This is a genomic window from Streptomyces sp. ISL-87, assembly GCF_018614095.1.
Classification (GTDB): Bacteria; Actinomycetota; Actinomycetes; order Streptomycetales; family Streptomycetaceae; genus Streptomyces.
In genome coordinates this window covers 14,789-39,949 of record NZ_JAGGOY010000081.1, presented here as the reverse complement: position 1 = coordinate 39,949, position 25,161 = coordinate 14,789, and the positions used below count along the sequence as shown (strand labels likewise).

Below are 25,161 nucleotides of genomic sequence, written 5' to 3'. Positions count from 1 at the left end.
GTCAGACTCCGGTGGTGGCGTGGTGGCGGGTGAGGGCGTCGGTGACATCGCGCAGCGTGCGCATGGCCGCCAGGTCGTGCTCGGTGAAGTGCGCGAGGTCGACGTCGGTCTCCTCGCACACCTCGGTGAGGAAGAGCACCTTGTTGAGGGAGGTCAGCCCGTAGGCGGCGACCATGTCGGCGTCGAGGTCGATGGCCTCGGCGGCGACCTCGGATATCAGGACCAGCGAGAGCTGTTCACGGGCCGCGGACTCGATCAGGTGCGAGGTGTCAGGCATGGATTCCGGCCTCCTGGTTGTGCAGCGAAGTGGCGTACGTCGTCTGGATGGCGGGGCGTTTGGGCTTGTACTGGGAGGTCAGCAGGCCGTTCTCGATGCTGAACGGGGCATCGGCGACGAGCACCCGGCTGATCAGCTCGTCGGGGGTGGTCGCCGCGTTGGTGGCGGCGAGCCGGGCGGCGATGGCGTCGAGGTCGGCGGGCAGGGCGGCCGGGGAGACCACGGCGACCAGGTCGGTCTGGGTGGGGCTGAACAGCACGCACTCGGCGATCGCCGGGTCGGTCTTCATCAGTTCCTCGACGGGCCGGACGATGACCTTCTTGCCGTTGTCGAGGACGATGACGTCGTCGGCGCGGCCGTGCACGAAGAGGAACCCGTCCTCGTCGAGGTGGCCGAGATCGCCGGTGCGGACGGTGCCGTCGGGGCCGAAGACCCGTTCGGAGTCCCCTGGGCGGGCGTACGTGTACCGCGTGTTGACGGGATGTTCGCTGCGGACGCTGATCACGCCGTCCTCGCCGATCAGCACCTCCTTGCCGCGCAGCACCCGGCCGACGCTGCCCTCGCGGTGTGCGCCGGGGTGGTTCTTGGTGACGATGCAGGTCTCGTTGAGGCCGTAGCCCTCGAAGAGGGGCAGGCCGGCCTCGGTGAAGAAGCGGAGCATCGCCGGGGAGGCGGGGGCCGATCCGGTCCACATGTAGCGGATCCGGTCGCCGAACAGGCCCTGGGCCACCTCCTGAGGGGTGCGGCCGGCGGAGCGGCGCAGGCGGGCCTCGATCTGGCGGCGGGCGGTCTCGTAGAAGGCCGGGACGCCCATGACCACGGTGGGGCGGACACGGCGCAGTGTGGCGAAGGCCGCCTCGTAGGTGGTGACGGTGACGTCGTGGCCGTGCAGGAGCGCGGAGTAGACCCAGTAGCGCTGCTGGAGGAGGGAGAGCGGCAGGAAGACGAAGAGGTGGTCGTCGGGCTTGTGCTCGAAGATCTCCTGGACGGCCGTCAGGGAGCTGTCGATGCTGCCGGCGGTGGCGCCGAGCCCCTTGGGGGTGCCGGTGCTGCCGGAGGTGAACTTGATGGTGGTGACGTCCTTCGGGCCCCAGGTGACCGGGGGCAGGGGCTGGTCGGGCCCGTCGCCCGGCTCGGTCAGGGCCCATACGTCGGCCATCCGGACGGTGTCCGGGGCAGCGGTGGCCTCAGGGTGGTCGGTGAAGAGGAGGCCGATGCCGTAGCGGTCCATGAGGTCCCGGGACGGCGTGAACTTGCCGGGTTCCAGGCCGGCGGTCTCCGCCTTCAGGCGCAGCGCGGCCAGGTCGAGCAGCACCCACTCCAGGCTGTTGGCGGCGAGGATCCCGATCCGGTCGCCCGGCCCGATGCCCCGTGCGCGCAGGTGGTGGGCGAGGCGGCCGGATCGCTCGTACAGCTCGCTCAGCGGGAGGCTGCGGGTGCCGTCGAGGCGGGCCACGTGGAGGTGGCCGGCCAGGGGTTCGGTCCGGACGATCCGGTTGACGGGACCGAGGTCCGCCGGGGTGGTCATCGGGTCTCCTGTGGGGCGAGAACGGCGGCCATCGCGCGGACGGTGTCGATCTCGGCGAACTGGTCGAGGGTGATGGTGATCCCGAACCGCTTGCGGGCCGCGGTGAGGATGCGGGCCGCGGCGATGGAGTCGCCGCCGAGGGAGCCCAGGGTGTCCTGGGCGCCGATGTCGGTGCGGCGCAGGACGGTGGCCCAGATGTCGGCGAGGATCTTCTCCGCCTCCGTGGCGGGGGCGCTGGCGCCCGCGGCCCTGGCGGGAGCGGCGTCCGGCTCCTCGGCGGCGAGGGCGGCCAGCTTCGTACGGTCCACCTTGGCGTTCTTCGTCAGCGGCAGGGCCTCGTGCCAGACGACCACCGACGGGATCATGTAGTCCGGCAGGTCGCCGCGCAGCGCCTGGCGCAGTTCGGCGAGCTCCGGCCGGGCGGCGCCCTGCGGGACCAGGTGCGCCACGAGTTGGCCGCCGCGGGCGGCGACCACGGCCTTGGCGACGCCGTCGAGGACCGCGAGCCGCGTCTCGACCTCGCCGGCCTCGATCCGGTAGCCGTTGACCTTGATCTGGAAGTCGCTGCGGCCCAGGATCGAGATGCTGCCGTCGGGCAGATAGCGGCCCAGGTCACCGGTGCGGTAGAGGCGTTCGCCGCGCGCGGGGTCCTCGTAGAACCGCTCCGCGGTGCGCTGCTCGTCGCGCCAGTAGCCGCGCGCCAGTCCCGTCCCGGCGGCGACGATCTCGCCGGTGACCCAGTCGGGGGCGTCCAGGCCGTCGCGGTCCAGGACGTAGGCGCGGTTGTTGGCGTTGGGGCGGCCGTACGGGATGGACTCGCTGCCGTCCTCGTCCTCGCGGACGGGGTGCAGGATGTTCCAGATCGTCGTCTCGGTGGGGCCGCCGAGGGAGACGACCTCCAGGCCGGGCTTCAGGGTGCGCAGGGCCGCGGGCAGCGCCGGCGGGAGCCGGTCCCCGCTCATCATCACCAGGCGCAGGGCGGGCGGTACGTCGCCGTCCGCCTGGGCCTGGTCGTGGAGCAGGCTGACGATCGCGGGGACGGAGTTCCACACGCTGACCCCGTGCGCGCGGCACAGGTCCAGCCAGTGGGCGGGGTCGACCGCCTTGTCCCGGTCGGGCATGACGAGGGCCGCGCCGGCGGACAGGGCGCCGAAGACGTCCCAGACCGACAGGTCGAAGTTGAAGGCGCTGATGGCGAAGAAGCGGTCCTCGGGCCTGATGCGGAAGCGGGTGTGGCAGTCGGCGACGACGTTGGCCACATTGCGGTGGGTGACCATGACGCCCTTGGGGGCGCCGGTGGTGCCGGAGGTGTAGAGGACGTACGCGAGGTCCTCCGGGTCGGATCCGGTGAGCCGCGCCGGGACTTCGGCCGGGACCTCGGCCGGGCCGTCGAAGGGCGCGGCGGTCAGGTCGTAGGAGGCGATCGAACCGGTCGCGGCCCAACCGGTGTTCGTCAGCACGCACCGCACCCGGCCGTCGCTCAGCATGTAGTCCCGCCGGGCGGCGGGCAGCGAGGCGTCCACGGGCAGGTACGCGGCGCCGGCCAGCACGGTGGCGAGGATGCCGATGATCTGCTCGGGTCCGCGGTGCATGACCAGGCCGACCAGCTCGTTCCGGCCCACACCGTGTTCGCGCAGCCAGGTCGCGGCGCGGGCGGCGCGGTGCAGGAGCTCGCCGTAGCTGACCGTGCGGTCGGCGGTGAGGATCGCGGCGGCGTCCGGGGTGGCGGCGGCGCGGGCGGCGATGGCGTCGCCGAGCATCTCGGCCGGCAGCGGCACGGCGGTGTCGTTGGCGGCCCGGCGGCGCTCGCGCTGGGCGGGCGGCAGCAGGTCGAAGCTGTGGCGCTGCCAGGCGTCGGCGCCGACGAGGTCGCCGAGCAGGGTGCGGTAGCCGTGGGCCAGGTCGTCCAGCAGCCCCTCGGGGAACAGCTCGTCGATCCCGTCGAGCTGGACGACGAGTGCCCCGTGCTGCTCCATCGCGAAGGCGTTCAGCCATACCTGCGGGGTCTGGCTGACGGAGTACACCTCCGGCCCGAACAGCTCCAGGGCGGAGCCGTCCACCTCGCTGCTGACGTGCCCGATGGCGCTGTTGAAGGTGAACGGCATCCGCGCGCCGGCCACCCCGCCGCGGCGCCGGGCCAGTTCCTGCATGACTTCGATCCCGGAGAAGTGGCGGTGGTCGATGTCGGCGTGCAGCCGGTTCTGCAGGGCGCGGGCCCGCTCGGCGAACGGCAGCGTCCGGTCGACCTCGGCCTCGACGAGGAGGGTGTCCGAGAACTGGCCGATCGCCTCGAAGATCCGCGGGTGCACGGGGGGCCGGTTGGCGATGGTGGCGGTGAGGGTGAACTTCTCCCCCGCACCCCAGGTGGCCAGCGCCTCCGCGTAGGCGGCGAGCAGCAGCGCCGAGGGGGTCAGCCCGCTCGCCGAGGCCTGCTCCTTTAGCTGCGTCCAGGCCGCGCGGTCCAGCCGTACCTGGCGCTGGGTGAACCGGGAGCGGACCAGGGCGGCCGGGCTGGTCCGCAGCGGCAGGTCGGGGTGCGGGGCGAGGTCCTCGACGCGGTCCATCCAGTAGTCGCGCGAGCGCCGGGCCGGGGCGCGGGTCCGGCCTGTCTCCAGGGCCGCGAGGTACTCCTCGTAGGGCAGTTCCTCGTGTGTGTCGGCGGGGCCGCTCTGGTACGCGTGCCACCAGGCGCGGAAGAACAGGAACATGCTGATCCCGTCCATCACGAGCCCGTCATGGCCGACGTGCAGCACCATCTTGTCCTCGGCGAGGACCGTCACGTCCACGGCGAGCAGCGGCGCCTCGTCGGCGGGCAGCACCCGGTGCGAGCGGTGCTCGCGGAGCTCGGCGCGGATGCGCCGCTGCTCCTCGGCGCTGCGGCCGCGCAGGTCGAGCCGGCCGATGCGGGGCAGGAAGTGCCCGTACTCGGTGATCTGGCGGTCGTCGGAGAGGAAGCGGGAGCGCAGGGCGCTGTGCGCGCCGACGACGGTGTCGAGGGCGGTCTGCAGGCGGTCGAGATCCCAGGCGCCCTCGATCTCGTGGTAGACGTGGCTGGCGACGTCGCCGATCTCGAAGATGCCGCTGCGGCCGAGGTAGTAGCTGCGCTGGAGCGGGGTGAGCGGGAAGCCGGGGCCGTGTTCGGCTTCCTGGGCGAGGTGGGCGACCAGATCGGCCTTGGCGGCCTTGACGCGGGCGATGAACGCCGCGTCCATGCGGTCGCGGCTGCCCTGGAGGCGCAGGTCGCCGTCGACGAGGGAGACGCACAGGCCGCGTTCGGCCATCTCCCGCAGCACGTCGCGGTGGTTCATCGGGGCTCCCCTTCGGTGAGGTCGGCGGTCAGGTCGGCGGTCAGCGCGGCGACGGCGGCCGGCTCGGCGCGCTCGGCGACGACGGCGGCGAGTTCGGCGAGGGTTCCGCCGTGCAGCAGCTCGTCCATGGACAGGTCCACGTCGAGGGCGTCGAGGATCTGGTACTGGACGGTGACGGCCTGGAGGGAGCCGGCGGCCAGCTGCGGCAGGGTGCGCCCGGCGATCGGCTCGTCCGCGTCGAGGCGCAGGGCGGTGCGGACGATGCCGGTCAGCCAGGGCGTCAGTGCGGGCTCCGCGTCGGCGGCCGGCGCGGCCGGCGCGGCGGGGGCGGCGAGGTCGGCGAGGTCGGACGGCCGGAAGAACACCGCGTCGGCCAGGGCGATCTCGCTGCCGGCGGCGACGAGCTCGACCGTACGGGGCCACGTGCCTGGCGCGTCCATCCCCAGGGCCGCGGCCAGCCGGGCGGCGAACCGCGGCATCACGGGGAAGGCGGCGTGCGCGAGGAGGCGGGCCGCGGCCAGCTCCAGGGCGATGGCGGTGCGGTTCTCGTTCTCCCAGCCCGCGGTGTCGGCGAGGAGGCCTTCGGCGCGGGTGAAGCGGACGGTGTCGCAGACGATGCCGTCGAGTTCGGCGGCGGCCTGGTTGAGGGAGAAGGCGTCGTTGCCGAGCGCCCCGGTGACGGCGGTGAGGCGGGCGCCGAGCCGGGCCAGGAAGGCGGAGTGCTCGGGGGTCCAGTTGCCGGCGTCGGGCGCGGTGCCCCCGTACTGCTTGTCGATGCGGGCGCCGAGGCTGTTCAGCCAGGCCTGCCAGGTGCCGATGAGGGTTTCGTCGAGGGTGTTCTCGTAGGCGGCGCGCTGGAAGTTGGTGCGCAGGCCCTCGGGCCGGGTGGAGGCGAGGAAGTAGCGGACGGCGTCCACCGTGTCCGGGTTCAGGATCTCCTTGCCCCAGATGGCGTGGCGGCGGCTGGTGGAGAACTTCTGGCCCTCCAGCAGGTAGAACTCGTTGACGTGGTAGTCGATGTCGGGGGTCCAGCCGGGGAACGCCAGCTTGTAGAGCACCGGGTAGAGCACCGAGTGGTAGAAGCTGTTGTCGTAGCCGAAGAAGTGGACGATCTTCCAGTCCTGGGCGGGGTTCGCGGCCTGCCAGGGGCGGCCGAGGCGGGAGCCGAGGGACTGGATGCCGTGCAGGAAGCCGTAGCTCATCTCCGGCCACACCCAGATGACCTGGCCCTCGGTGGAGTTCTCGCGGGGCTCGACGCCCCAGGCGGACGGGTGGGTGATCGGGATGTCCATGCTCGGGCGGCGGAAGAGCCGGTCGGCGAGCTCGCGCAGCCGGGCGGGGACCCGGCCGAGCTTGTGGTGGGCGCGGACATCGGCGGCGAAGGCGTGCAGCGGCAGGGACCAGCGGGCGGCGGGGGCCGTGCGCGGGGCCGCCTCGGAGGAGGCCGAGCGCGGGTCGGTGAGGTCGGCGACGGTGTTGGGCTCACCGCACTCCTCGCAGATGTTGCCGGAGGTGCCGCCGCCGCAGCCGGGGCAGCCGCCCTTGACGTCGACCTCGTAGAGGTACTGGCCGCTCTCGGCGTCGAAGAGGGCCTCCTGCTCGGTGACGGCGACCTGGCCCGAGTCCACGACCCGGCTGAAGAAGTCCTGGAGGCCCTCGCGGTAGGCGGGGTCCTGGTCGGTCACCGTGTACTGGTCGAGCGGGATGTCCATCAGCCGCAGCGTTTCGGCGATCTCGGCGCTGTAGTGCGCGGCCGTCTCGGCGGGGGTGCGGCCCTCCTTGCGGGCGGCGCCGACCACGTAGCTCTGGTAGTCGTCGCTGCCGGTGAGGTGGTAGGCCTCGGCGCCGGTCATGCGCTGGAAGCGGGTGAAGGCGTCGGCGCCCAGGTAGGGGCCGGAGAGGTGGCCCAGGTGCAGGTCCCCGTTGGGGGTGGGCGGGGTGGAGAAGACGAAGACCGGGCGGTCGCCGAAGCCCTTGCGCACGGGGTTCCCGGCGGAGGTCATCGCGCGCTCCGCGTCGCGCCAGTACTGGGTGAAGAAGACGAGGTCCCCCTCGCCGGTGTTCTCCAGGACGTGCGGCTCGAACGGCTCGAAGAGGACCACGGTGCCGGGCTCGGCGGTGTGGCGCTCGCCGTCGACGAGGAACTCGCCGCGGCCGGTGACGATGACGAACAGCTCGGTCTCGTCGTGCTGGTGGCGCTCGGAGGCGCGACCCGGCGCGACCCGGCCCCAGCCGGCGCCCGTGCCCAGGCCCTCGACGCCGCTCATGTCGATGCCGAACGCCTGCTCCAGGACGTCGGCGTCATAGCTGGCGATGATCATGTCGTGGCCTTTCGCGGGGACGGGAGGGAGCGGATCAGGTCGGCGGTGCGGGCGGCCAGCGCCGGGGCGAGGCGGTAGCCGGAGCCGGAGGCGGCGCCCGCGAAGACGACGCGGCCGTCCTCGGTGAGCGGGGCGGCCAGCGGGGCGCCGGCGGGCCCGTAGGCGTCGCAGAACACCCGGCCCGAGACGCAGCGTTCGGCCAGGTCCGGGGTGTAGCGGGAGAGCAGCGCGCGGGCCTCGCGCAGATGGCCGGCGGTGACGGAGGACCCGACGGTGGCGGGGTCGACGTCCCACTCCTGGCAGGTGTAGCTGAACAGCCAGTGGCCGCGGTGGTGGAAGGGCAGCAGGAACGTGTCCTCCTCGTGGAAGACGACGGCCCGGTCCCCGGGGAGCGGCGGCACCTCGATGTGCAGGGCGACGATCTTCTTGACCCGGGCGCCGAGCGGAGCGACGAGCTCGCGCCAGGCGGGGTCGGCGAGCCACGGGCCGGGGGCCAGGACCACGTGCCCGGCGGTCAGGGTGGCGCCGCCGGTCAGGGTGAGCCGTACGCCCTCGGCGGTGGCGGCCAGTCCCGTGACCGCGACCCCTTCACGGAAGTCGGCGGCGGGGCGCAGTTCGGCGGCCAGGAGCTGGGTGAGGGAGTGGACGTCGGCGTACTGGCAGCCGTCGCCGTCCCAGGCCGCGTACCCCTCGGGCAGCGCGGGGACGACCGGCGGCAGTTCGTCGCCGCGGCGGAGCTTCGCCTCGGGCAGGTAGACCTCGCCGAGGCGCTCCCCGGCGGACTCGGGGGCGACGACGGTCATCCCGAGCGGGTGGATGGGCAGGCCGGGGCGGGCCGTGTGGAGGTCGGCGTAGAACTGCTGGCTCTCGGCGGCCAGCTCCCGTACCTCGGCGGAGGCTCCGCGCGGGAAGTGCAGCCCGGCGGAGCGGCGGGTGGCGCCGGAGCCGATGAGGTCCCGGTCCAGGACGGTGACCGAGGTGCCGGGGGCGCGGGCGAGGATCTCGCGGGCGGTCAGGACGCCGAGGATGCCGGCCCCGACTATGGCGACGTCCGTGTCTGTGGTGGTGGCCATCAGGCGCTCCACCGCTGGTCCTGGGGGGCGGGCTTGGAGGACCACTCGATGAAGGAGGCCAGCTGTTCGTCTCCGCGTACGCCGCACAGGCGGTCGGCGATCCGGCGGCTGCGCCAGGCGTTGAGGCTGAGGTTGGGGTCGGCGAGGCCGCGCTGGCCGCGTACCCCGTTCTGGACGAAGATCCGGCGGTCGTCGGGGCCGTCCCAGCGGACGGCGTAGTCCTCGTCCACGCGCAGTTCCTCGCCCTCGCGCTCCAGGCGGCCGGCGAGCGGGGCGAGGAAGTCCATGCCGGCCGGCCGGTAGCCGGTGGCCCAGATGACGACGTCGGCCTCGAACTTCTCGGCCGAGCCGGGCTCCCCGTTGTGGCGGGCGCCGACCTCCCAGCCGCCGTACTGGCCGGGGCTGACGTCGAAGACCTCGCGGCCCGGGTGCAGGGCGACCAGGTCGGCGTTGCCCTCGACGAAGCGGTGGACGTAGATGCCCTGGTAGATGTCGCGCAGGGTGGACTCGGATATGCCGTCGCTGGTCAGGATGTGGCGGGAGTTCAGCTCCTGGCGGCGCTCGCGCGGCAGTCCGTAGAAGTAGTCGGCGTGGCTGGGCATGTAGAAGTCGTTGGTGAACGGCGAGTCGTCGATGGGGAAGTAGTTGTGCCGGCGGGAGATCCAGGAGACCCGGCGGGGCAGTTCGCCGCCGCTGCGGGAGATCAGGTCGAGGAAGGCCTCGGCGCCGGACTGGCCGCCGCCGATGACGACGACCCGCTTGCCGCCGAGGTCCTTGGCGGCGTCCAGGTAGTCGGCGACGTGGAACTGGGTGGGGCCGAGCTGTCCCTCGCCCTGCGGCGGGACCCATGGGCGGCTGCCGACGCCGGCCACGACGTTGTCGGCGGTGACGGTGCGGCGGTCGGTGCGGACGGTGAACACCTCGGCCGCGTCGTCGAAGGAGACCTCCTGGACGGACTCACCGAAGGAGATGTTCTCGTTGCGGCGGCTGGCCCAGGCCAGGTAGTTGCGGAACTCCAGCCGCGGGACGTCGTCGAACTGGGCGTTGAGGAAGTGGTAGACCCGGCCCTTCTCGTGCAGGTAGGACAGGAAGGAGAAGGGGCTGCCGGGGTCGGCGAGGCTCACCAGGTCCTTGAACTGGGAGACCTGGAGGGTCGTCCCGGGTATCTGCTGGCCGTCGTGCCAGCTGAAGGATTCCTTGCGGTCGAGGAAGAGACTGGGTGCGTCGGGCCGCCCGTGCAGCAGGGATGCCAGGCTCAGGTTGGCCGGGCCCACGCCTACTCCTACACAGCGGTAGTGCGCCGCGCCGGGCCGGATGCTCTCGTGCCCCATGGTCGGAACCTTTCTTTTGGAACGGGTGAGGATGGGATGGGGTGGGGGTGGTCAGGCCGCGGTGACGGGTTCGGGTGCGGCCGGGCGGGGGCGTACGGCGATCAGGCCGAACAGGGTGGCGAGCAGCGAGCAGGCCCCGACCAGCGGCCAGACCAGGGACCCGAACTGGAGGAAGAGCCAGGTCCCGGCCATCGGTCCGAGGGCCGAGCCCAGGCCGAACATGAACTGGAAGCTGCCGATGTAGCGGGAGCGCAGGTGCTCCGGGCCGGCGCTCGCCGGGTACGCGAACACCGCGGGACCGCCGAGGATCTCGCCCAGGGACCAGACGAGCGTGCCGATGACGACGGCGGCCGGGCCGATGGGGAGCCCGTAGCAGGCGACTCCGGCGCCGACGAGGGCGAAGCCCAGGCCGACCGTGATCTTCAGGGGCCACTGCTGGGAGAGCTTGGTGACCAGCAGCTCGAAGGCGATGACGATGAAGCCGTTGAGCGCGACCGCGAAGGTGTACCAGAAGAGCGCCATCTGGGCGTCCTTCATGTACAGCGGGAGGGTGGACAGGTACTGCATGTAGACCGCGGAGTGGAAGAAGGCGGCGGCCAGGTAGAGGAGGTAGCGGCGGTCGCGCAGGACCGCGCCGTAGCCGCCCGGCGTGGCGGGGGCCGTGGCGTCGGCGACCGCAGCGGCGACCGCAGCGGCGGGTTGCCGCCGCGCCTTGGCCGGCAGGGTGGCCCGCGCCACCAGCGCGTACAGCAGGGCGATCGCGGCCTCGCCCCAGAACAGCAGGGTGTACTCGTGTCCGCCGGCGTTGTAGAGCGCGTAGCCGAGCAGTGGGGCGGCCGTCGCCCCGACGTTGAGGCCGAAGCGGTACATCGCGAAGATCATGATCTGCCGGTCGCCGTCGGTCTGGTCGGCGAGCAGGGTCGCCGACGCCGGCCGGAACAGCTGGGCGCCGAGGCTGACCAGGGCGATCGCACCGAGCAGCAGGGTGAAGTCCGGCAGGTAGAGCAGGGCGGCGGTCAGCACCGCCGTGCTGCTCATGGAGAGCACGGTGGCGTGGCGGATGCCGAGCCGGTCGGCGAGGGTGCCGCCGACCAGCGATCCGGCGACGGCGCCGGCGCCGTACACGCCGAGCGCGATGACGGTGTGGCCTTTGGAGTGGCCCGCGTCGGTCAGGAAGAGGACGAGGAAGACGTGCAGGAAGCCGCTGAGCCGGTTGACGAGTACGCCGGCCAGTACGGTCTTCACCGCCAGCGGGGCCTCCTTGAACGTGGCCCAGACGGCGGCCCGTTCCCGCGGTGCGGCATCGGTGGCGGCGGTGGCGTTGTCGGCGGTGGCGGCGTTGTCGGCCTCGGTCTCGGCCGCGGCCGGCCTGGTGTCAGTGCTCATCGCCGGCCGCCGGATCGGTGGTGAGGGTAACGGCCGCCCGGACCCGCTGCTCCAGCGCGTTCAGCTCGGCCGGAGTCGGGGCGTCGATGAGGAAGGTCACCGCCCGGTCGTCCGAGCTGGTGAGCGGCTGGAGCGGGGCCCCGGCCTCCTTGAGTACGAGCAGTGCGCGCAGGGCGCCCGGGTCCTCGGCAGCGCCGGGGAGGGTCTGCGGCCACATCCCGCCGTCACCGACCCACACCGGGGCCACGCCCGGCCAGTCGAGGGTGACGTCCCCGAGGGGGCCCGCCTCGTGCTCCAGGTAGACCTGGCGGGTGTAGCGGCGCGGGGCCGGGTAGGAGGCGGTCTCGCCCAGCGCGATGCGGACGATCTCCGGCTCCATGGGCGCTCCGGTGGCCAGGTGGTAGAGGGCGAGCAGGCCGTCGCCGGGGGTGCGGGCCGCGACCTCCATCAGGTACGGGCGGCCGTCGGCGCCGATGCGCCACTCGGCGTGCGCGATGCCGTCGCGGAAGCCGAGCGCGTCGAGCATCCGGCGGTTGGCGGCCAGCAGGGCCCCGTTGGCCTCGGTGGAGGCGTTGGGCACCGAGTGGGCGAGCTCCACGAAGGTCTGGGCGCCGGACTCGGTGGTCTCCTTGCGGGTCACCGAGGTGAAGACCGGCTCGCCGTGCTGCACCAGGGATTCGACCGAGTACTCCTGGCCGGTGACCTTCTGCTCGATCAGCAGCGTCTCGTGGTCGGGGTAGCCGAGCAGCAGCTCGCGCAGGGCGGCCTCGTCCTCGACGGCGACCACGCCGGAACTGGAATGCCGGGTGGCCGGCTTGGCGACGACCGGGTAGGCCAGGACCGCCAGGTCGGCGTCCTCGCGGCCGCCGGGCGGCACCACCAGGGTGGCCGGGCTGAACTCCTCGAGGTACCAGCGCTGGAGGTACTTGCTGCGGCAGACCCGGGTCGCGCGCAGGCCGGGTCCGCGCAGGCCCAGCGCGTCGCACAGCAGGCCCGTCTGCTCCACGAGGGTCTCGCCGACCGCGTAGGCGCCGCGCACGGTGTATTTGCCGCGCCAGCCGCGGGCCTGGGCGACGAACCCGGGGGTGAAGGAGCCCTCCTGGTCGAGGGAGCCGTCCACGTAGGCGATCTCGTCGATCAGGGACGCCGGGTGGTCGGGGTCCTTGCGGGCGCTCTGGGCGGCCTCGCGGTAGCTCTCGGGGGTGATCAGGAGGATCTTCAGGCCACGGGCGGAGAGTTCCTCCAGGTAGCGGGGGTTGCGGCAGACGACCCAGAAGGCGCCGGTGAGGATGAAGGCTTCGGGCGGGGATTCGAGCGTCATGCCGGTTCTCCTGAAGAGGTGGGGGAGGACGTGTCGTCGCGGTTGCTGTCGGCGTAGGTTCCGCGCAGGCCGTGGGCGCCGAGGAAGGTGAGCCAGCGGCCGGTCTCTTCGGGGGATTCGGCGGCCCGGCCGAGGCCTGCGGGCAGGGCGCCGTCGAGGATGCGGGTCACGCCGTAGGCGAGCGGGAGGGAGACGCAGCGGGCCATCGCGGACTCCGCCGGATCGCCGGTCAGGTCGAGGAGGTGGGAGCCGCGCCAGTACGCGCCGTCGTCGGTGCGCAGTTCCAGGGCGACGGAGAGGACGACGCGGTCGCGGTCGTCGGCGGTGGTGGGGTGGCGGGCGGCGAGTTCGGCGGCCAGCGCGCGGACGGCTTCGGTGTCCCCGGCGGAGACGGTCTCGAAGACCTGCTTCCAGGCGGTGCGCCAGCCGGCGTTGCGCAGTGTGCCGCGGACGAAGGTGTCCAGGCGCCAGTGGTCCGGTATGCCGTACTGGGCGGTGAAGGGCAGGCTGTCGCGGTTGGGGTAGACCTCGAAGTCCTCCCCGGCGAGGGTCTGCGTACGGGTGGCCTCCCAGGGGCGGGCGGCGGTGAGTTCGGCGCCGCCTTCGATGTAGCGGGCCGGGGAGCCGAGGGCGGCGAGGACCCCGTACGGGGCCCAGCTGAAGCGGTAGCGGAACTCGTTCGGGACCGCGGGGACGCCGCCGCAGTAGGAGGTGAACACGGCGGTGGCCGGTGTCTCGCCCAGGGCCTGGCGGCCCCGCGCGACCACGTCGTGGGCCATCAGGTGGTCGATGCCCGGGTCGAGTCCGGCCTCGGTGAGGACGACGGTACGGGCCTTCGCGCCCGCTTCGTCGGCCAGCGCGGCGAGCTCCGGCGAGACGTAGCTGGTGCAGGCGAAGTGGGCCCGGCGGTCGATGGCGAGGCGCAGCAGCGGGGCGTGCTCGGCGGCCGGGAGCATGGAGACGAGCACGTCGCCCGCGCCGACCTCGGCGGCCAGGGCCTGCGGGGTCAGGGCGCGGACCTCGGCGCGGCCGGCCAGGCCGAGGGCGGCGAGGCGGTCGGCGGCGCGCTCGGCGGTGCGGTCCCACAGGACGACGCGGCGGGCGCGCTCGCAGACGAGGCCCAGGCCGGAGCGGCCGGTGGAGAGGCCGGTGCCTATCCAGTGGACGGTGCCGGACGCGGCGGCGGGCGGGATGGCGGGCGCGGTGGCGGCAGCTATGGCGGGCGCGGTGGCGGCAGCTATGGCGGACGGGTCAGCGGACAAGGGAGGCCTCCTGGGCGGTGTCGGCGGCCGCTGCCTCGAACAGGCGCAGGGCACGGGCCCAGACCGGGTCGGTGTCCGTCAGGCGGGCGAGGTGCGGGGTGAGTTCGGCGGAGAACGCTGTGCTGGCCTCGGCCGGGAGGAGGGAGGGCAGGTTGTCGATGGCGATCAGGTCCGCGGGGTTCTGACCGGGCCCGCCCTCGCGGAGCCGGCTCACCGGGCTCTCCCAGGTGGTGGTCTCCTCGTAGACCGGCAGGACGTTGCACTCGGAGGTGACGTCGCAGGTGACGTCCGAGACGACGGAGAGCCGGCGGCCGGGTTCGTCGAGGTCGGCGTGGGTGAGGAACGGCGGGACCGGGCGGACGGTGAGGACGGTGTTGACGAGGAGGTCGTGTCCGAGGAGGGCGGCCCGGTCGATCTCGCGGGTCTCGGCCACGTCCCAGCGGGTCGGGGTGAGCCCGGCCCGTGTGAGGGCGTCGCAAGCACCGCGGCCGCTGCGGCCGAGGGCGCCGATGACGAGGGCGGCGGTGGTGTCGCCGGCCGCGCCGGAGCCGAGCAGGGCGTCCAGGGCCGGGCGGTCCATGGGGGCCAGCGGGGTGGTCAGGCGGCCTCGGCGGTGCAGGACGGCGAGGGCCGCGCCGATGTAGCCGGCCCAGTAGCCGAAGGCGGCGACGCGCCGGCCGGCGTCGTCGGTGAGGTACTCCATGTCGAGCAGGGCCCCGCCCCCGGCGGTGAACCGGGCGAGCAGCTCGGTGGCGCCGGCCTGGCCCTTGTAGGCGTGCCCGAAGTAGATGTGGCGGTGGCGCAGGGCGGGGGCGTCCGGGCCGTCCGGGAGTTCCTTGAGGCCGAGGACGTAGGCGTCGGTGGGCGCCTGTCCGGCCCAGCTCGCGGTGGGCGCGGTCGCACAGCCGGCGGCGGCGTAGTCGGCCAGCGGGAAGACGCGCTGGTCCGACTCCTCGACGGTGATGCGTACGCCCTGGCTGACGAGGTGTCCGGCGTCCCCGGGGGTGAGTGGGGCGCGGCGTTCGGTGGGGCGGGACTCGTGTCGCATCCAGAGGTGCGGGGTGTCCGGCATGAGATGTTTTGTCCTGTCTGGCGACATGCGGGTGGGTGGCACCCGGCCCTTACGCGTTGGCGGGGTGTTCGGTGGTACGGCGAAGGCCTGCGGGCGGGAGGGGTGGCTAGTGCGGTGACCGGCAAGGTTCACCGGGGCGCGGCGCTCCCCCAGCTATCGCTGGGAGGTGCCCCCAGGCNNTGCACCGCACCGGACGCCGCGGCCCCGGCAAACCCTTCCGGCCACGGCACTAGATCAGCGGGATCCGGGCGTTGGCCAGCGGTCGGTAGGCGGGGTCAGCGGGCAGCTCGGCGGGGGTCAAGCCTGCCGCGAGGAGTTCGGTGACGACCGCGGTGGCGAGGGTGACGGCGAGGTTCCCGCCCGGGCACTGGTGGGCCCCGCCGCCGAAGGTGAACACGACGGGATTCACCCGGCCGGGGCGCAGGAAGTGCGGCTCCTGGTTGACGGCCGGGTCGCGGTTGGCGGCGGCGAGCACGACCAGCACCTGCTGGCCGGGTTCCACCTTGGAGCCGGCGTGGGCGAACGGCTCGGCGGCGAAGCGCCGGGTGTTCTGGATCGGGGCGTCGTGCCGGACCACCTCGCGGACCAGCGCCTCGGCCGCCTGCGCGGTCCCCGGCACGGCGGCCCCCCGGGCCAGGGCGACCAGGGTGTTGCCGATCAGGCCCGCGGTGGCGTCGTAGGTCTGGGAGAGGAACCCGACCGCGTTGGAGAGCAGCGGCGCCATGTGCGGCCACGACGCCCGGTCGGCCGCCTGGACCAGCTCGCCCAACAGGCCGGTACCGCCCGCCCGGAAGCCGGGCCGCAGCAGCTCCCGCAGCCGGCCGGCCGCCACGGCGGCGGCGCGCTGCTGCTCGGCCGTCGCCGAGGCCGGGATGCACTGGACGAAGTCCCCGATGGCCCGGGCCGCCTCCACGTCCGCGCCGTCCGTCAGGCCGGACAGCGCCGCGACCACCCGCGCCGGAACCCCGAACATCAGCTCCTCGTACGGGATCCGGCCGCCCGCCGCGAGGACTTCGCGGGTGAATCCGGCGGCCAGCCCGGCGGCCCGGACCATGTCCGCGCGGCCCAGGGCGTCGACCACCACCACCTTGAGCCGGCGCTGCAGATCGCCGTCGGTCATCCGGACCAGCTCCCCGAAGACCTCCCCGGCCGCCGTCCCGGTGATGCCGGCCGGCACCGGCTCGGCCGGCGGACGCACCCGCAGCGCGCCGCTGCCCAGTACCTTGCGCACCGCGGCCGCGTCGGCGGCCACCCAGGCCCGCAGCGCCTCGTCGTAGGCGAAGGGATCCTCGGCCACCAGGCGCGCGTAGACGGGGTAGGGGTCCGGCAGCCGTACTGCCTCGATCGGGTTCGCGGTGGTGGTCACTGCTGGCTCCTTGCTGGTCGTACGGTCCTACGGGTCACGGGATCGCGGGCTGAGGGCTCATGAGGTCAGGGCTCATGAGGTCAGGTCTCATGAAGTCAGGGCTCATGAAGTCAGGTCTCATGAGGTCAGGCCGCCGCGCGGGCGGCCCGGCGCATGTCGAGCGAGCCCGCTATGGCCATCCTCAACACCTCGGAGGTGCCCTCGTAGATGCGCAGCGAGCGGATCTGGCGGTAGAGACGCTCGGTGACGCCGCCCTGGACGATGCCGGCCGCGCCGAGCAACTGCACGGCCGCGTCGACGACTCCCTGGGCGGCCTCGGTCGCGTGGACCTTGGCGATGTTGGAGTGCCGGGCGAACCGGCGGCTGCCCCGGTCGGTCTCCCAGGCGGCGCGCGCCACCAGCAGCGCGGCGGCGTTCAGCTGGACCTCCATGTCCGCCAGGGAGGCCTTGACCAGCTGGAGGTCGAAGAGGGTGGCCCCGTACGCCTCCCGGGTCCGGGCGTGGGCCAGGGCGGTGTCGAAGGCCCGCCGGGCGAAGCCGAGGGCCGCCGCGCCGACGGTCATCCGGAACCGCTCCAGCAGGTCCACGGCGATCACGAACCCCTTGCCCGGCCGCCCGAGCACCGCGTCGGCGGGCAGCCGGCAGTCCTCGAAGTCCAGGTGGGCGAAGGAGCGCGGGGCGATCGCGTCGATCCGCTCCACCCGCAGCCCGGGGGTGTCGGCGGGGACCAGGAAGGCCGAGAGCCCCAGCGGCCCGGGGCCCTCCCCGGTGCGGGCGATGACCACGAACACGTCGGCGATGGTCCCGTTGGCGATCCACGCCTTGCGGCCGTTGAGGACGTAGGCGCCCTCCTCGGTCCGGGCCGCGGCCAGCCCGACCGAGGCCACGTCCGACCCGGCCTCCTTCTCGGAGACGGCGAACGCCCCGATCAGGGTGCCCGCCGCCATCCCCGGCAGGTAGCGCCGCTGCTGCGCCTCGCTGCCGAAACGCAGCAGCGGTGTGGCGGCCAGGGCCTGGATGGAGAAGGCGAAGTCCGCCAGGTCCTCGGCGTACGCGAGGGCCTCGCGCCGCAGGCACAGCCCCCGGTAGTCGCCGGGGAGATCGCGCGGGCCCGCGGCCGGGTCCAGCGATGCCAGCCAGCCCGCCTCCCCCAGCGTCCGTACGATCCGCCGGCCGGCGGTGTCGGGGTCCAGGGCGCGGACCTCCTCCCACAGCACGCTCTGGCTGTCGCACCAGGCGCCGGCCGAGGTGGCGAGGCGGCGGTGGGCGTCCTCGTAGAAGGGGAGATCGAGGATCTCGGGGTCGAAACTCGTCGTCAGTTCCACTGCGGGCCTCCTCAGATGACCAGGTCGGCGTCGGTGAGGGATTCGGCGAGGGATTCGGCGGTCTCGGCCTCGGCCCGCACCCGCTTGACCAGGCCGTGCTCGACGAAGTAGGCGAAGGAGGCGTAGCCGCGCCAGATCCTGCGCCACTCGCGCTGTACGGCCTCCTCGCCGGAGGCCCGGCGTACGTCGTCCAGGTAGGACACGATGATCTCGGCCGACTGGCGGGCGTGGCCCGCCGAGAAGTTGTCTATCGACAGGTGGGCCTCCTCGTAGGAGATGTCGAGGCCGTGCCGGCGCAGCTTCTGGATCTCGTGCAGCCGCATCGCACCGAGGCCGAACATCTCGATGCCCAGGTTGTAGCCGAGGATCTCGTTGTAGAGGGTGTCGGGGAACAGCGACAGGCAGACCTGGTGGATGGAGAACCCGTACAGCCCGTCCGGCAGGTCGCCCTGGTCGAGGAAGGCCTCCTGCCGGATGTGCGGCAGGTCCATGTCCATGCTGGCCAGCACCTTGTGGATGATCGTGATGTGGTTCTTCGCGATGTCGCCGCGGCCCATCTCGTCGGCGTAGATGGAGAACAGCATGTCGTCGCTCTGCCGGTGGCGGCGGCCGAGGTTGCCGATGCGGTGGGCCCAGGTGCCGTCGATGAGGCTGCCCAGCGCGTACGTCGACTGCTCGAAGATCACCTCGTCGCGGTCGGGGATCTCGGTGAGCGGCTGGTACGGGTCCACGAGCTTGTCCCAGTAGATCCGCTCGACCCGCTCCATCAGGGCCTCGGGCGTGTAGTCGAAGTACTCCGCGTCGGTGAGCAGGCCCCCGGCGCCGTGCGTGAACAGCAGCTCGGCGTCGGCGAGGCCGGCCTCGGCCCGGGCGCGGGCGGTGGGCAGGATGTTGGGGTAGTGCTCGAAGTTGACGACGCGGTGGAACAGGTGCCGGTCGTCCAGGTCCGGGTCGCTCTCGCGCAGCAGCAGGTCGCCGGGCTCGACGTTGGCGAGCCGTCCGGCCCAGGCGCGGGCCGGCTCGTCGCCCGCGGTGGCGGGGCTGAAATCGGCTCCGGCGGGCTCGCCCGCGGCGATGGACCGCGCCCAGGCGGCGAAGACGGCGGCCTCCCGCTCGTCGAAGATGCCGAACATCGGGCCGCCGAACTTGATGGACTTCAGGAAGCGGCAGGGGCCGCCGTCGCGGGCCGGCTGCATCTGGCGCGAGGTGCGGAACTCCCGGACGAAGGCGGCCGCGTCGAGGTTCTCGTCGTCCAGCCAGTCCGTGAGCTTCTGCTTGCCGAGGCGGACCGAGCGGTGCTGGCGTCCGGCGTGCGGGGCGTGCCGGGCCACGATCGCGGCGACCTTGGCGTCCAGCGACTGCCCGCCCTGCCAGGCCGCGAGTTCGGCCAGCGCCCCGGTGTGCTCGCGCTCCAGGCGCACCAGGAGCCGTATCGCCGCCAGCAGCCGGCGGCGGTCCTCGGCACCGGTGGGCGACTGCCCGGTGAGGACGAGGTACTCGGCCAGCAGGGGCCGTACGTCCGCCTCCGCCAGCATGGGCTCGATGCCGAGCAGCAGTTCGTCGAGGCCCAGGGCGTGGGCGGCGTAGTGGACGCCGACGACCTCGGGGAGGAACGCGGCGGGCAGCCGCGACAGGGCCAGCCGGAAGGCGCCGTGCAGGGCGGTGAGCGGGCGGGCTCCGGCCGCGTCGAGGAAGCCGGCGGCCTCGACCTCGGGGAGGAACACGCCCTGTTCGGCCAGGGCCCGGCGGCGGCGGGCGAGCGTCCCGCGCCCGGCGGTGCCCTCGCCCTGGAGCAGCCAGTGCTGGCCGAAGAGGCGGCCCACGATCTCGGCGGGCTGCGTCGCGGCCTGCGAGACGGTGTCCAGCCAGCAGCCGCCGATCAGGGCGAGGGGGGCGCGCTGGCGCAGTACGGCGTCCCGGATCTCGGGGTCCTCGGCCTCGCGCAGCGGGGTGAGGGCGGCGGCAAGTTCGGCGCGGGCGGCCAGGACGTACCCGGCGATCGCGTCCGCGCCGGTGAACTCGGGTTCGGTGTCATCGGCGTCGGGTGCCAGGAAGGCGGCGAGCACCCGGCGGGCGGCGAGCAGGGCGCTCTCGCTCTCCTGGTCGGCGAGCAGCCGGCGGAACAGCGTGCCGGGTTCGGCGGCGGCCGTGTCCGCGGCCTCGGCGGCGGCGGCCGGGGAGGCCTCGAAGGGGGCGCGGGGCAGCGAGGTGGTCAGGTCGGGCAGCGGGAAGGCGGCCGACGGGGCGGTACGCGCGCTGTCCATGGTCGGTGCGGTCATCTCAGTACTCCCCCTCGGTGGTGGTCTGGTCGGCGGTCGGCAGTTTCCGGAGCAGTACGCCGACCCGGACGCCCGGGACGCTCGACGCGAGGAGGTAGTGCCCGTTCGGCTTGACGGCGCCCGCCGCGGCCCGGTCCACGAGGTTGATCAGCGGGTCGGCGGCGAAGCAGTGCCCGAAGCGTTGGATGTTGTCCAGGAAGAGCTGCTCCCTGGTGAAGCCGGCCTGGCGTTCCTTGAGGACGACGACGGGCTTGTAGAGGTTGGGGTGCAGGACGCCGTGGATGTCGCCGAGCTTCATCCCGGCGGCCTCGAGGATCCGCTCGTTGACGGCGCGTCCGAGGTCGGAGCTGATCTCGTTGGACCAGTCGAGGGCCCCGGGGTTCTGCGCGCTGGCGCCGGCGACGAGCTCGTAGGCCTGCGTGCCGAGCGGTTCGGCGCTGACCAGGCAGGAGGCGGCGCCGTCGCTGAAGAGGGCGAAGCTCTCCATGCGCACGGACTCGTCGCTGACCCGGTCGGTGGTGACGACGAGCACCCGGCGGTGCATTCCGGCGGCGACGAGCGCCTGGGCCGTGCGGATGGCCCCCAGGAGGTTGGTGCAGCGGCCCAGGGTGAGGCCGGTGAAGGCGGTGCCCTCGCCGAGGCCGATCCCGGACATGACGCGCTCCACGAAGTTCCCGTGGGTGCGGGGGCCGCCGGGGAAGCGGGTGGAGCACAGGATCAGGCAGTCGACGCCGGCGGGGTCGGCGCCCGCCGCGTCCAGGGTGGCCCGGCCGCTCTCCACGGCCAGGGTCTCCAGGCTCTTCGCGGTGCGCCGGACGGTCCCCCAGCCCCACAGCGCGGCCTTGGGCGGCATCCCGAACTGGCGGGCCCGCTCAAGGAGGTTGTCGACGGTGGTGTGGTCGGCCTCCTGTTCGCCGAGTACGTAGCGCGGCGCGGACAGGTGCACGGGTACGGAGGAAGGCTGAAGGCTCACGGTGCCGGATCGCTCTCTCGGTCGGCGGAAGGGGCGGGGGCCAGGAGCCCGTTGGCCTCGGCGTACGGGAGGGCGTCCGCCCCGAAGCCGAAGGTGCCGAGTTCGCTGATCTCGCGGGCGGCCCGGGTCAGGGCGCCGAGCGCCGCACGGGACAGGGCCGAGCCGGTGCTGACGCGGCGTACGCCGAGCGCCCCGAGCTCGGTGACGGAGAGCTTCAGGGCCCCGCCCATCAGGACGTTGACGGGCCGGTCGACAGCGGAGCAGACGGCGCGGATCGCCTCGGCGTCGGGCAGGGCCGGGGCGTAGAGCACGTCGGCGCCGGCCTCCTCGTAGGCCTTGAGGCGGCGGATGGTGTCGTCGAGGTCGGGCCTGCCCTGGAAGAAGTTCTCGGCGCGGGCGGTGAGGGTGAAGGGGAAGTCGAGGCGCCGGGCCGCTTCGACGGCGGCGGCCACCCGCTCGACGGCCTCGTCCAGCGGCCGGATCGGGTCGTCGGCGCGTCCGCTGGAGTCCTCGATCGAGCCGCCGACCAGTCCCGCCGCGGCGGCGAGCCGGATGGTTTCGGCGATGTCCGCGGGCTTGTCCGCGAAGCCGCTCTCCAGGTCGGCCGTGACCGGCAGGCCGGTGGCTTCCACGATCGAGCGGGCGTTGTCGAGGATCTCGGCGCGGCTGACGGTGCCGTCGGGGCGGCCGAGGCTGTAGGCGAGGCCGGCGCCGGTGGTGGCGAGGGCGGCGAAGCCGAAGCCGGCCAGCAGCGTGGCGGTTCCCGCGTCCCAGGGGTTGGGGACGACGAAGGGGCGGGGACCTGTGTGCAGGTCCCGGAAGGCGACGGCCCTGCGGTGCTGGGCCTCGTCTGCGGTGTGGTTCATGGGGTTTCCTCGATGGGTGAGCTGCGGTGCGCCGCGGTGCGCCGCGGCGGGCCGCGGTGCGCCGCGGCGGGCCGCGGTGGCTGGCCGGTGGTCAGATCAGCTCAACGTACTCATCCGCGGTACGGGTTACTCCGCTTGCCGCGCGGGCCAGCGGGCGCAGCAGGCCGGTGACGGTGTGCGGCCTGCCCTCGAAGTAGAAGTGGCCGCCGTCGACCCAGTGGCGGGCCGGCTCGCCGGGGCACTCGCGGGCCCAGGGGGCGAGCGAGGCGCTGGTGACGTGCGGGTCGTCGATGCCGTTGATCAGGGTGACGGGCACGCTCAGCGGGCCGGCCGGGCGGTACTCGTAGCCGGCGACCATGCGGAAGTCGGCCTTGAGGTTGGGCAGGAGGAGCTCCTGCATCACCTCGTCCTCCATGACCTCGGGGGGCAGTCCGCCGAAGAACCCGACGGCCTCGGTGAACTGGCGGCCCTCCAGCCGGGCGGCCTCGACCACGCGCGGCGTCGGCAGCAGGGAGGGGGCCGAACAGCCCGAGACGACCAGGTCGGTGAAGCCGGTCAGGCCGTCGAGGCGGCGGGCGACCTCGAAGGCGAGGGCCGCGCCGAAGCTGTGGCCGAAGAGGAGGAACGGGCGGTCGTCGGCGGTGGCGGCGATGGCGGCCGCGGCGCCGTCGGCGAGCTGGGCGACGGAGGTGGCGGCGGGTTCACGGAAGCGGTGCCCGCGGCCCGGGGGGCAGACGGCGAGGATCCGGGCGTCCTGGCCCATGTCGTTCTGCCAGTTCAGGAAGGTACGGGGGTTCCCGCCGGCGTGCGGGAAGCAGTAGACGCGGGCGGCGGGGTCAGGGCCGGCGGCGCTGTCGCTGTTGCTGTCGCTGTTGCTGTCGCTGGACAGGAACCAGGGGGAGGAGACCACGGGAGATCAGCCATTTCTGTTGCCGGTCGGGAGCGGCGGGGAAGTGCGGGATCGGGGGGTGGAGCCGAGGGGAGTGGGTAGAGCGGGCTGGCGGACCGGTCAGTTCCAGCCGACGTCGCCGGCCGGGCCGGGCTGCGTGCTGTTCCAGCCGACGTCGCCGGCGACCACGTGGGGCTGCTCGCTGTTCCAGCCGACGTCGCCGAGCCGCAGGTGGCTGCCGGAGCCGTCGGAGAGGGCGCCGATGGCCAGTCCGGAGACCGCGGCGCCCAGGGCGAGGGCGACGCCCGCCGCCGCGAGTCCCACGCGGCCGCGGATTCCCGAATTCCGGCCGGTCTCCCGAGTCACCATGCTGTTCTCCCCCATTTTGATCATTCCCCTCGCGTCGTTTCGCCTTTGGTCGTCCAAGGATCGGAGGCTGATATTCCGGTTCCTGGCGAGAGTGGTCCGCCGGGCGCCTTCGCGGCCTTCGTTCCTTCGGTGAGACCAAATCTCCCCTGCCGGGTCACGGCGAGGTAGACCTACGATGGCTCCGGTTTCCGCATTGCGGGAATCCACGGGGTCTCAATCGGCACGTATATCTACATACCGGACAGACAGGGGTGGGGATGTGGACGTAGTCAAATACGTCAAAACCGCACAGAGCGGTGCACCTGAAGCGCTGTCGGCGGCCGCGGCGGGGGAACCGCAGGCGTTCTTGCGGGAACTCGCAACGCACCTCGGCAAGCTGGCCGAGGAAGCCGCACAGCAGGCCGCGCACCCCGCCCCCGCCGCGGTGGCCGCGGCCGGTCCGGATGAGGAGGTGGTCGGCCCCGGAGTCCGCTATCTGCACGGCCTGGGCACGATCGCGACCGCCATCAACGAGGCCCTGGGATCGGTCCGGCGGGACATCCTCACCGCGCAGCCCGACGGGGCGCGGCCGAGCGCGGTGCTCAAGGACGCGCTGGAATCCGTACGCCGCCACATCGCGGCGGGCATCGCCATGCGGACGCTCTATCAGCACACCACGCGCTTCGACGAGGCGACCAAGGAATACGTCCGCGCGGTTACCGAATACGGCGCCCAAGTACGCACGCTGGAGGAATTCTTCGACCGTTTGATCATCGTGGACGATATCGCGTTCATTTCCGCGAACGAGGACCGGACCACCGCGATATCCATTACCGAGCCCACCATCGTGCGCTTTCTCCGCGACACCTTCGACAAGGCCTGGGACCGGGCGAAGGAATTTCCCTTCGTGCCCCTGCACGCCGCGAAGGCGGCCGACGAGGTGGTCCCGGCGATCCGGGAGTCCATCAGCCGGCTGCTGGTGGAGGGCTACTCGGACAAGGCCATCGCACGCAGGATCGGCATCAGCGAGCGCTCCCTCCAGGCCCATATCGCGGCCATCAAGCAGGAGCTCGGAGCGCTCAACCGATTACAGCTCGGCTATCTCCTGGGCCGCAACGAGGCCACGTTCCTGCTCTGAGGACGCCCGCTCACCACATGCCGGAGGGCGGCGGGGAAGGCACCCCGCCGCCCTCCGGCACAACCGCCCCGGCGGCCCCGGCAGCCCGCGTCAGTCCGCGGCGCGCACCGGCTGCTCGCCACTCGGCTGCTCGGCCGGCGCCGCGGGGCGGCCGCCGCGCCGGCGGGAGACGGCGACACCGGCCAGGCAGATCGCGCCGCCCAGCAGGGTCAGCCAGCCGGGGACCTCGTCGAGGGCGATCCATGCGATCAGCACCACGGCGGCGGGCACCGCGTAGGTGGTCGCCCCCATCTTCCCGGCGGTGGTCCGCGACAGCGCGTACGTCCAGGTGGTGAAGGCGAGGGCGGTCGGGAAGAGCCCCAGGTAGAGCATGTTGAGGATGGCGGTGAGCGGCGCCTCGGGCAGCTGGTCGGCGAGCTGCCAGGCGAAGGGCAGCGTGACCGCCGTGCCGACGAAACAGCCGTACGTCGTCACCTGGATCGGGCTCGCGTACTTGAGCGCGGGCTTCTGCGAGACCACCCCCGCCCCGTAGGCGAGCGCGGCGACCAGGCACAGCAGCACGCCGGTGACCGAGGAGGAGCCGCCGTTCGAGGTGGACAGTCCCACCACGGCGGCCCCCGCGAAGGAGACGCCCATCCCCGCCAGCAGCATGGGCGGGAACCCCTCCTTCAGCAGCCAGCCGCTGAGCAGGGCGATCACGATCGGGCCGATGTTGACGACCATGGCCGCGGTACCGGCGTCCACGCCCTGCTCGCCCCAGTTCAGCGCCACCATGTAGAGCCCGAACCACAGCACCCCGGAGCCCAGGATGCCGGGCCAGGCCTGGCGTGGCGGCGGCGGCACCCGCTTGACCAGGAGCACGACACCGAGGGCGACAGAAGCCGTCAGCAGCCTGCCCAGGGCCAGGGCCCCGGGGCCGAAATAGGCAGCTGAGGCGCGAATGGAGACAAATGCGGAGGCCCACAGCGCAACGGTGAGGGAAGCGGCTATCAGGGCACGATGATCGGTTCTGGGATCGCCAGCCGTTTGGTCCATTCGAGCAAGGTACTCACGCCCGCCGACACCGGCTAGATCATCTTCGGCACGATCCGGACGCGT

The 25,161-nt window shown here is 73.0% G+C and carries 19 protein-coding genes; 1 reads left to right on the top strand and 18 read right to left on the bottom strand.

Translation table 11 applies throughout. The features are described 5' to 3' along the window. Position 1 precedes the first annotated feature (1 nt). The 17 genes from J7I97_RS28270 to J7I97_RS28190 all read right to left on the bottom strand — a co-directional run bounded on the left by J7I97_RS28270 (position 2) and on the right by J7I97_RS28190 (position 22,946). Positions 2-277: an acyl carrier protein gene (locus J7I97_RS28270; RefSeq protein WP_214940242.1), complete on the bottom strand. Its 276-nt coding sequence runs from the start codon at positions 275-277 to the stop codon at positions 2-4. After that, positions 270-1,805, bottom strand: coding sequence for an AMP-binding protein (locus J7I97_RS28265; RefSeq protein WP_214940240.1), 1,536 nt, complete (start codon positions 1,803-1,805; stop codon positions 270-272). The genes J7I97_RS28270 and J7I97_RS28265 overlap by 8 nt, the downstream gene beginning before the upstream one ends. Continuing rightward, on the bottom strand, positions 1,802-5,113 hold the full coding sequence (locus J7I97_RS28260; protein WP_214940238.1) for a non-ribosomal peptide synthetase: 3,312 nt from the start codon (positions 5,111-5,113) through the stop codon (positions 1,802-1,804). The genes J7I97_RS28265 and J7I97_RS28260 overlap by 4 nt, the downstream gene beginning before the upstream one ends. Next, positions 5,110-7,434: a class I tRNA ligase family protein gene (locus tag J7I97_RS28255; protein ID WP_214940236.1), complete on the bottom strand. Its 2,325-nt coding sequence runs from the start codon at positions 7,432-7,434 to the stop codon at positions 5,110-5,112. The genes J7I97_RS28260 and J7I97_RS28255 overlap by 4 nt, the downstream gene beginning before the upstream one ends. Further along, positions 7,431-8,507 (bottom strand): FAD-binding oxidoreductase, encoded by a 1,077-nt coding sequence (locus J7I97_RS28250; protein ID WP_214940233.1) that lies wholly within the window; start codon positions 8,505-8,507, stop codon positions 7,431-7,433. Before J7I97_RS28250 ends, J7I97_RS28255 begins: the two co-directional genes overlap by 4 nt. Beyond that, positions 8,507-9,838, bottom strand: a complete 1,332-nt coding sequence (locus J7I97_RS28245; protein WP_214940230.1) for a lysine N(6)-hydroxylase/L-ornithine N(5)-oxygenase family protein — start codon at positions 9,836-9,838, stop codon at positions 8,507-8,509. Before J7I97_RS28245 ends, J7I97_RS28250 begins: the two co-directional genes overlap by 1 nt. Positions 9,839-9,889: 51 nt before the next feature. Then, positions 9,890-11,224: an MFS transporter gene (locus J7I97_RS28240; protein WP_214940227.1), complete on the bottom strand. Its 1,335-nt coding sequence runs from the start codon at positions 11,222-11,224 to the stop codon at positions 9,890-9,892. Continuing rightward, positions 11,214-12,545, bottom strand: coding sequence for an acetyl-CoA carboxylase biotin carboxylase subunit family protein (locus J7I97_RS28235; RefSeq protein WP_214940224.1), 1,332 nt, complete (start codon positions 12,543-12,545; stop codon positions 11,214-11,216). Before J7I97_RS28235 ends, J7I97_RS28240 begins: the two co-directional genes overlap by 11 nt. Next, entirely contained in the window at positions 12,542-13,762 is a 1,221-nt protein-coding gene (locus J7I97_RS28230; RefSeq protein WP_374195521.1) for a saccharopine dehydrogenase family protein, read from the bottom strand. The genes J7I97_RS28235 and J7I97_RS28230 overlap by 4 nt, the downstream gene beginning before the upstream one ends. 34 nt (positions 13,763-13,796) lie before the next feature. Further along, positions 13,797-14,879, bottom strand: coding sequence for a saccharopine dehydrogenase (locus J7I97_RS28225; protein ID WP_214940221.1), 1,083 nt, complete (start codon positions 14,877-14,879; stop codon positions 13,797-13,799). Positions 14,880-15,108: 229 nt separating this feature from the next. Beyond that, on the bottom strand, positions 15,109-16,245 hold the full coding sequence (locus J7I97_RS40035; RefSeq protein ID WP_214940218.1) for a cytochrome P450: 1,137 nt from the start codon (positions 16,243-16,245) through the stop codon (positions 15,109-15,111). A gap of 125 nt (positions 16,246-16,370) precedes the next feature. After that, complete coding sequence (locus J7I97_RS28215) at positions 16,371-17,570, bottom strand: acyl-CoA dehydrogenase family protein (protein ID WP_374103571.1); 1,200 nt, start codon at positions 17,568-17,570, stop codon at positions 16,371-16,373. An 11-nt stretch (positions 17,571-17,581) separates the two neighbouring features. After that, positions 17,582-19,849 carry an iron-containing redox enzyme family protein gene (locus J7I97_RS28210; RefSeq protein ID WP_251059242.1) on the bottom strand — a complete coding sequence of 756 codons (2,268 nt, stop codon included), beginning with the start codon at positions 19,847-19,849 and terminating at the stop codon, positions 17,582-17,584. A 1-nt stretch (position 19,850) separates the two neighbouring features. Then, positions 19,851-20,822, bottom strand: coding sequence for a 3-oxoacyl-ACP synthase (locus tag J7I97_RS28205; protein WP_214940215.1), 972 nt, complete (start codon positions 20,820-20,822; stop codon positions 19,851-19,853). After that, on the bottom strand, positions 20,819-21,688 hold the full coding sequence (locus tag J7I97_RS28200; protein ID WP_214940212.1) for an oxaloacetate decarboxylase: 870 nt from the start codon (positions 21,686-21,688) through the stop codon (positions 20,819-20,821). The genes J7I97_RS28205 and J7I97_RS28200 overlap by 4 nt, the downstream gene beginning before the upstream one ends. Before the next feature lie 91 nt (positions 21,689-21,779). Further along, positions 21,780-22,598 carry an alpha/beta fold hydrolase gene (locus J7I97_RS28195; RefSeq protein ID WP_308369159.1) on the bottom strand — a complete coding sequence of 273 codons (819 nt, stop codon included), beginning with the start codon at positions 22,596-22,598 and terminating at the stop codon, positions 21,780-21,782. A gap of 99 nt (positions 22,599-22,697) precedes the next feature. After that, the gene (locus J7I97_RS28190) at positions 22,698-22,946 is read right to left on the bottom strand and encodes a hypothetical protein (RefSeq protein ID WP_214940209.1); all 249 of its coding nucleotides are present in this window, start codon (positions 22,944-22,946) and stop codon (positions 22,698-22,700) included. Positions 22,947-23,205: 259 nt separating this feature from the next. On the opposite strand from J7I97_RS28190, the gene J7I97_RS40030 reads away from it, so the two are divergent. Beyond that, positions 23,206-24,063 carry a helix-turn-helix transcriptional regulator gene (locus tag J7I97_RS40030; RefSeq protein ID WP_214940207.1) on the top strand — a complete coding sequence of 286 codons (858 nt, stop codon included), beginning with the start codon at positions 23,206-23,208 and terminating at the stop codon, positions 24,061-24,063. Between the two features lie 90 nt (positions 24,064-24,153). Here the strand turns inward: J7I97_RS40030 and J7I97_RS28180 are convergent, their stop codons facing one another. Next, positions 24,154-25,098, bottom strand: coding sequence for a DMT family transporter (locus J7I97_RS28180; RefSeq protein WP_214940204.1), 945 nt, complete (start codon positions 25,096-25,098; stop codon positions 24,154-24,156). Positions 25,099-25,161 lie beyond the last annotated feature (63 nt).

Bases quoted from the DNA above. Each gene is read 5' to 3' on its own strand.
- J7I97_RS28270 (WP_214940242.1), bottom strand. From the start codon at position 277: ATGCCTGACACCTCGCACCTGATCGAGTCCGCGGCCCGTGAACAGCTC.
- J7I97_RS28265 (WP_214940240.1), bottom strand. From the start codon at position 1,805: ATGACCACCCCGGCGGACCTCGGTCCCGTCAACCGGATCGTCCGGACC.
- J7I97_RS28260 (WP_214940238.1), bottom strand. From the start codon at position 5,113: ATGAACCACCGCGACGTGCTGCGGGAGATGGCCGAACGCGGCCTGTGC.
- J7I97_RS28255 (WP_214940236.1), bottom strand. From the start codon at position 7,434: ATGATCATCGCCAGCTATGACGCCGACGTCCTGGAGCAGGCGTTCGGC.
- J7I97_RS28250 (WP_214940233.1), bottom strand. From the start codon at position 8,507: ATGGCCACCACCACAGACACGGACGTCGCCATAGTCGGGGCCGGCATC.
- J7I97_RS28245 (WP_214940230.1), bottom strand. From the start codon at position 9,838: ATGGGGCACGAGAGCATCCGGCCCGGCGCGGCGCACTACCGCTGTGTA.
- J7I97_RS28240 (WP_214940227.1), bottom strand. From the start codon at position 11,224: ATGAGCACTGACACCAGGCCGGCCGCGGCCGAGACCGAGGCCGACAAC.
- J7I97_RS28235 (WP_214940224.1), bottom strand. From the start codon at position 12,545: ATGACGCTCGAATCCCCGCCCGAAGCCTTCATCCTCACCGGCGCCTTC.
- J7I97_RS28225 (WP_214940221.1), bottom strand. From the start codon at position 14,879: ATGCCGGACACCCCGCACCTCTGGATGCGACACGAGTCCCGCCCCACC.
- J7I97_RS28210 (WP_251059242.1), bottom strand. From the start codon at position 19,849: ATGACCGCACCGACCATGGACAGCGCGCGTACCGCCCCGTCGGCCGCC.
- J7I97_RS28200 (WP_214940212.1), bottom strand. From the start codon at position 21,688: ATGAACCACACCGCAGACGAGGCCCAGCACCGCAGGGCCGTCGCCTTC.
- J7I97_RS28190 (WP_214940209.1), bottom strand. From the start codon at position 22,946: ATGGTGACTCGGGAGACCGGCCGGAATTCGGGAATCCGCGGCCGCGTG.
- J7I97_RS28180 (WP_214940204.1), bottom strand. From the start codon at position 25,098: ATGGACCAAACGGCTGGCGATCCCAGAACCGATCATCGTGCCCTGATA.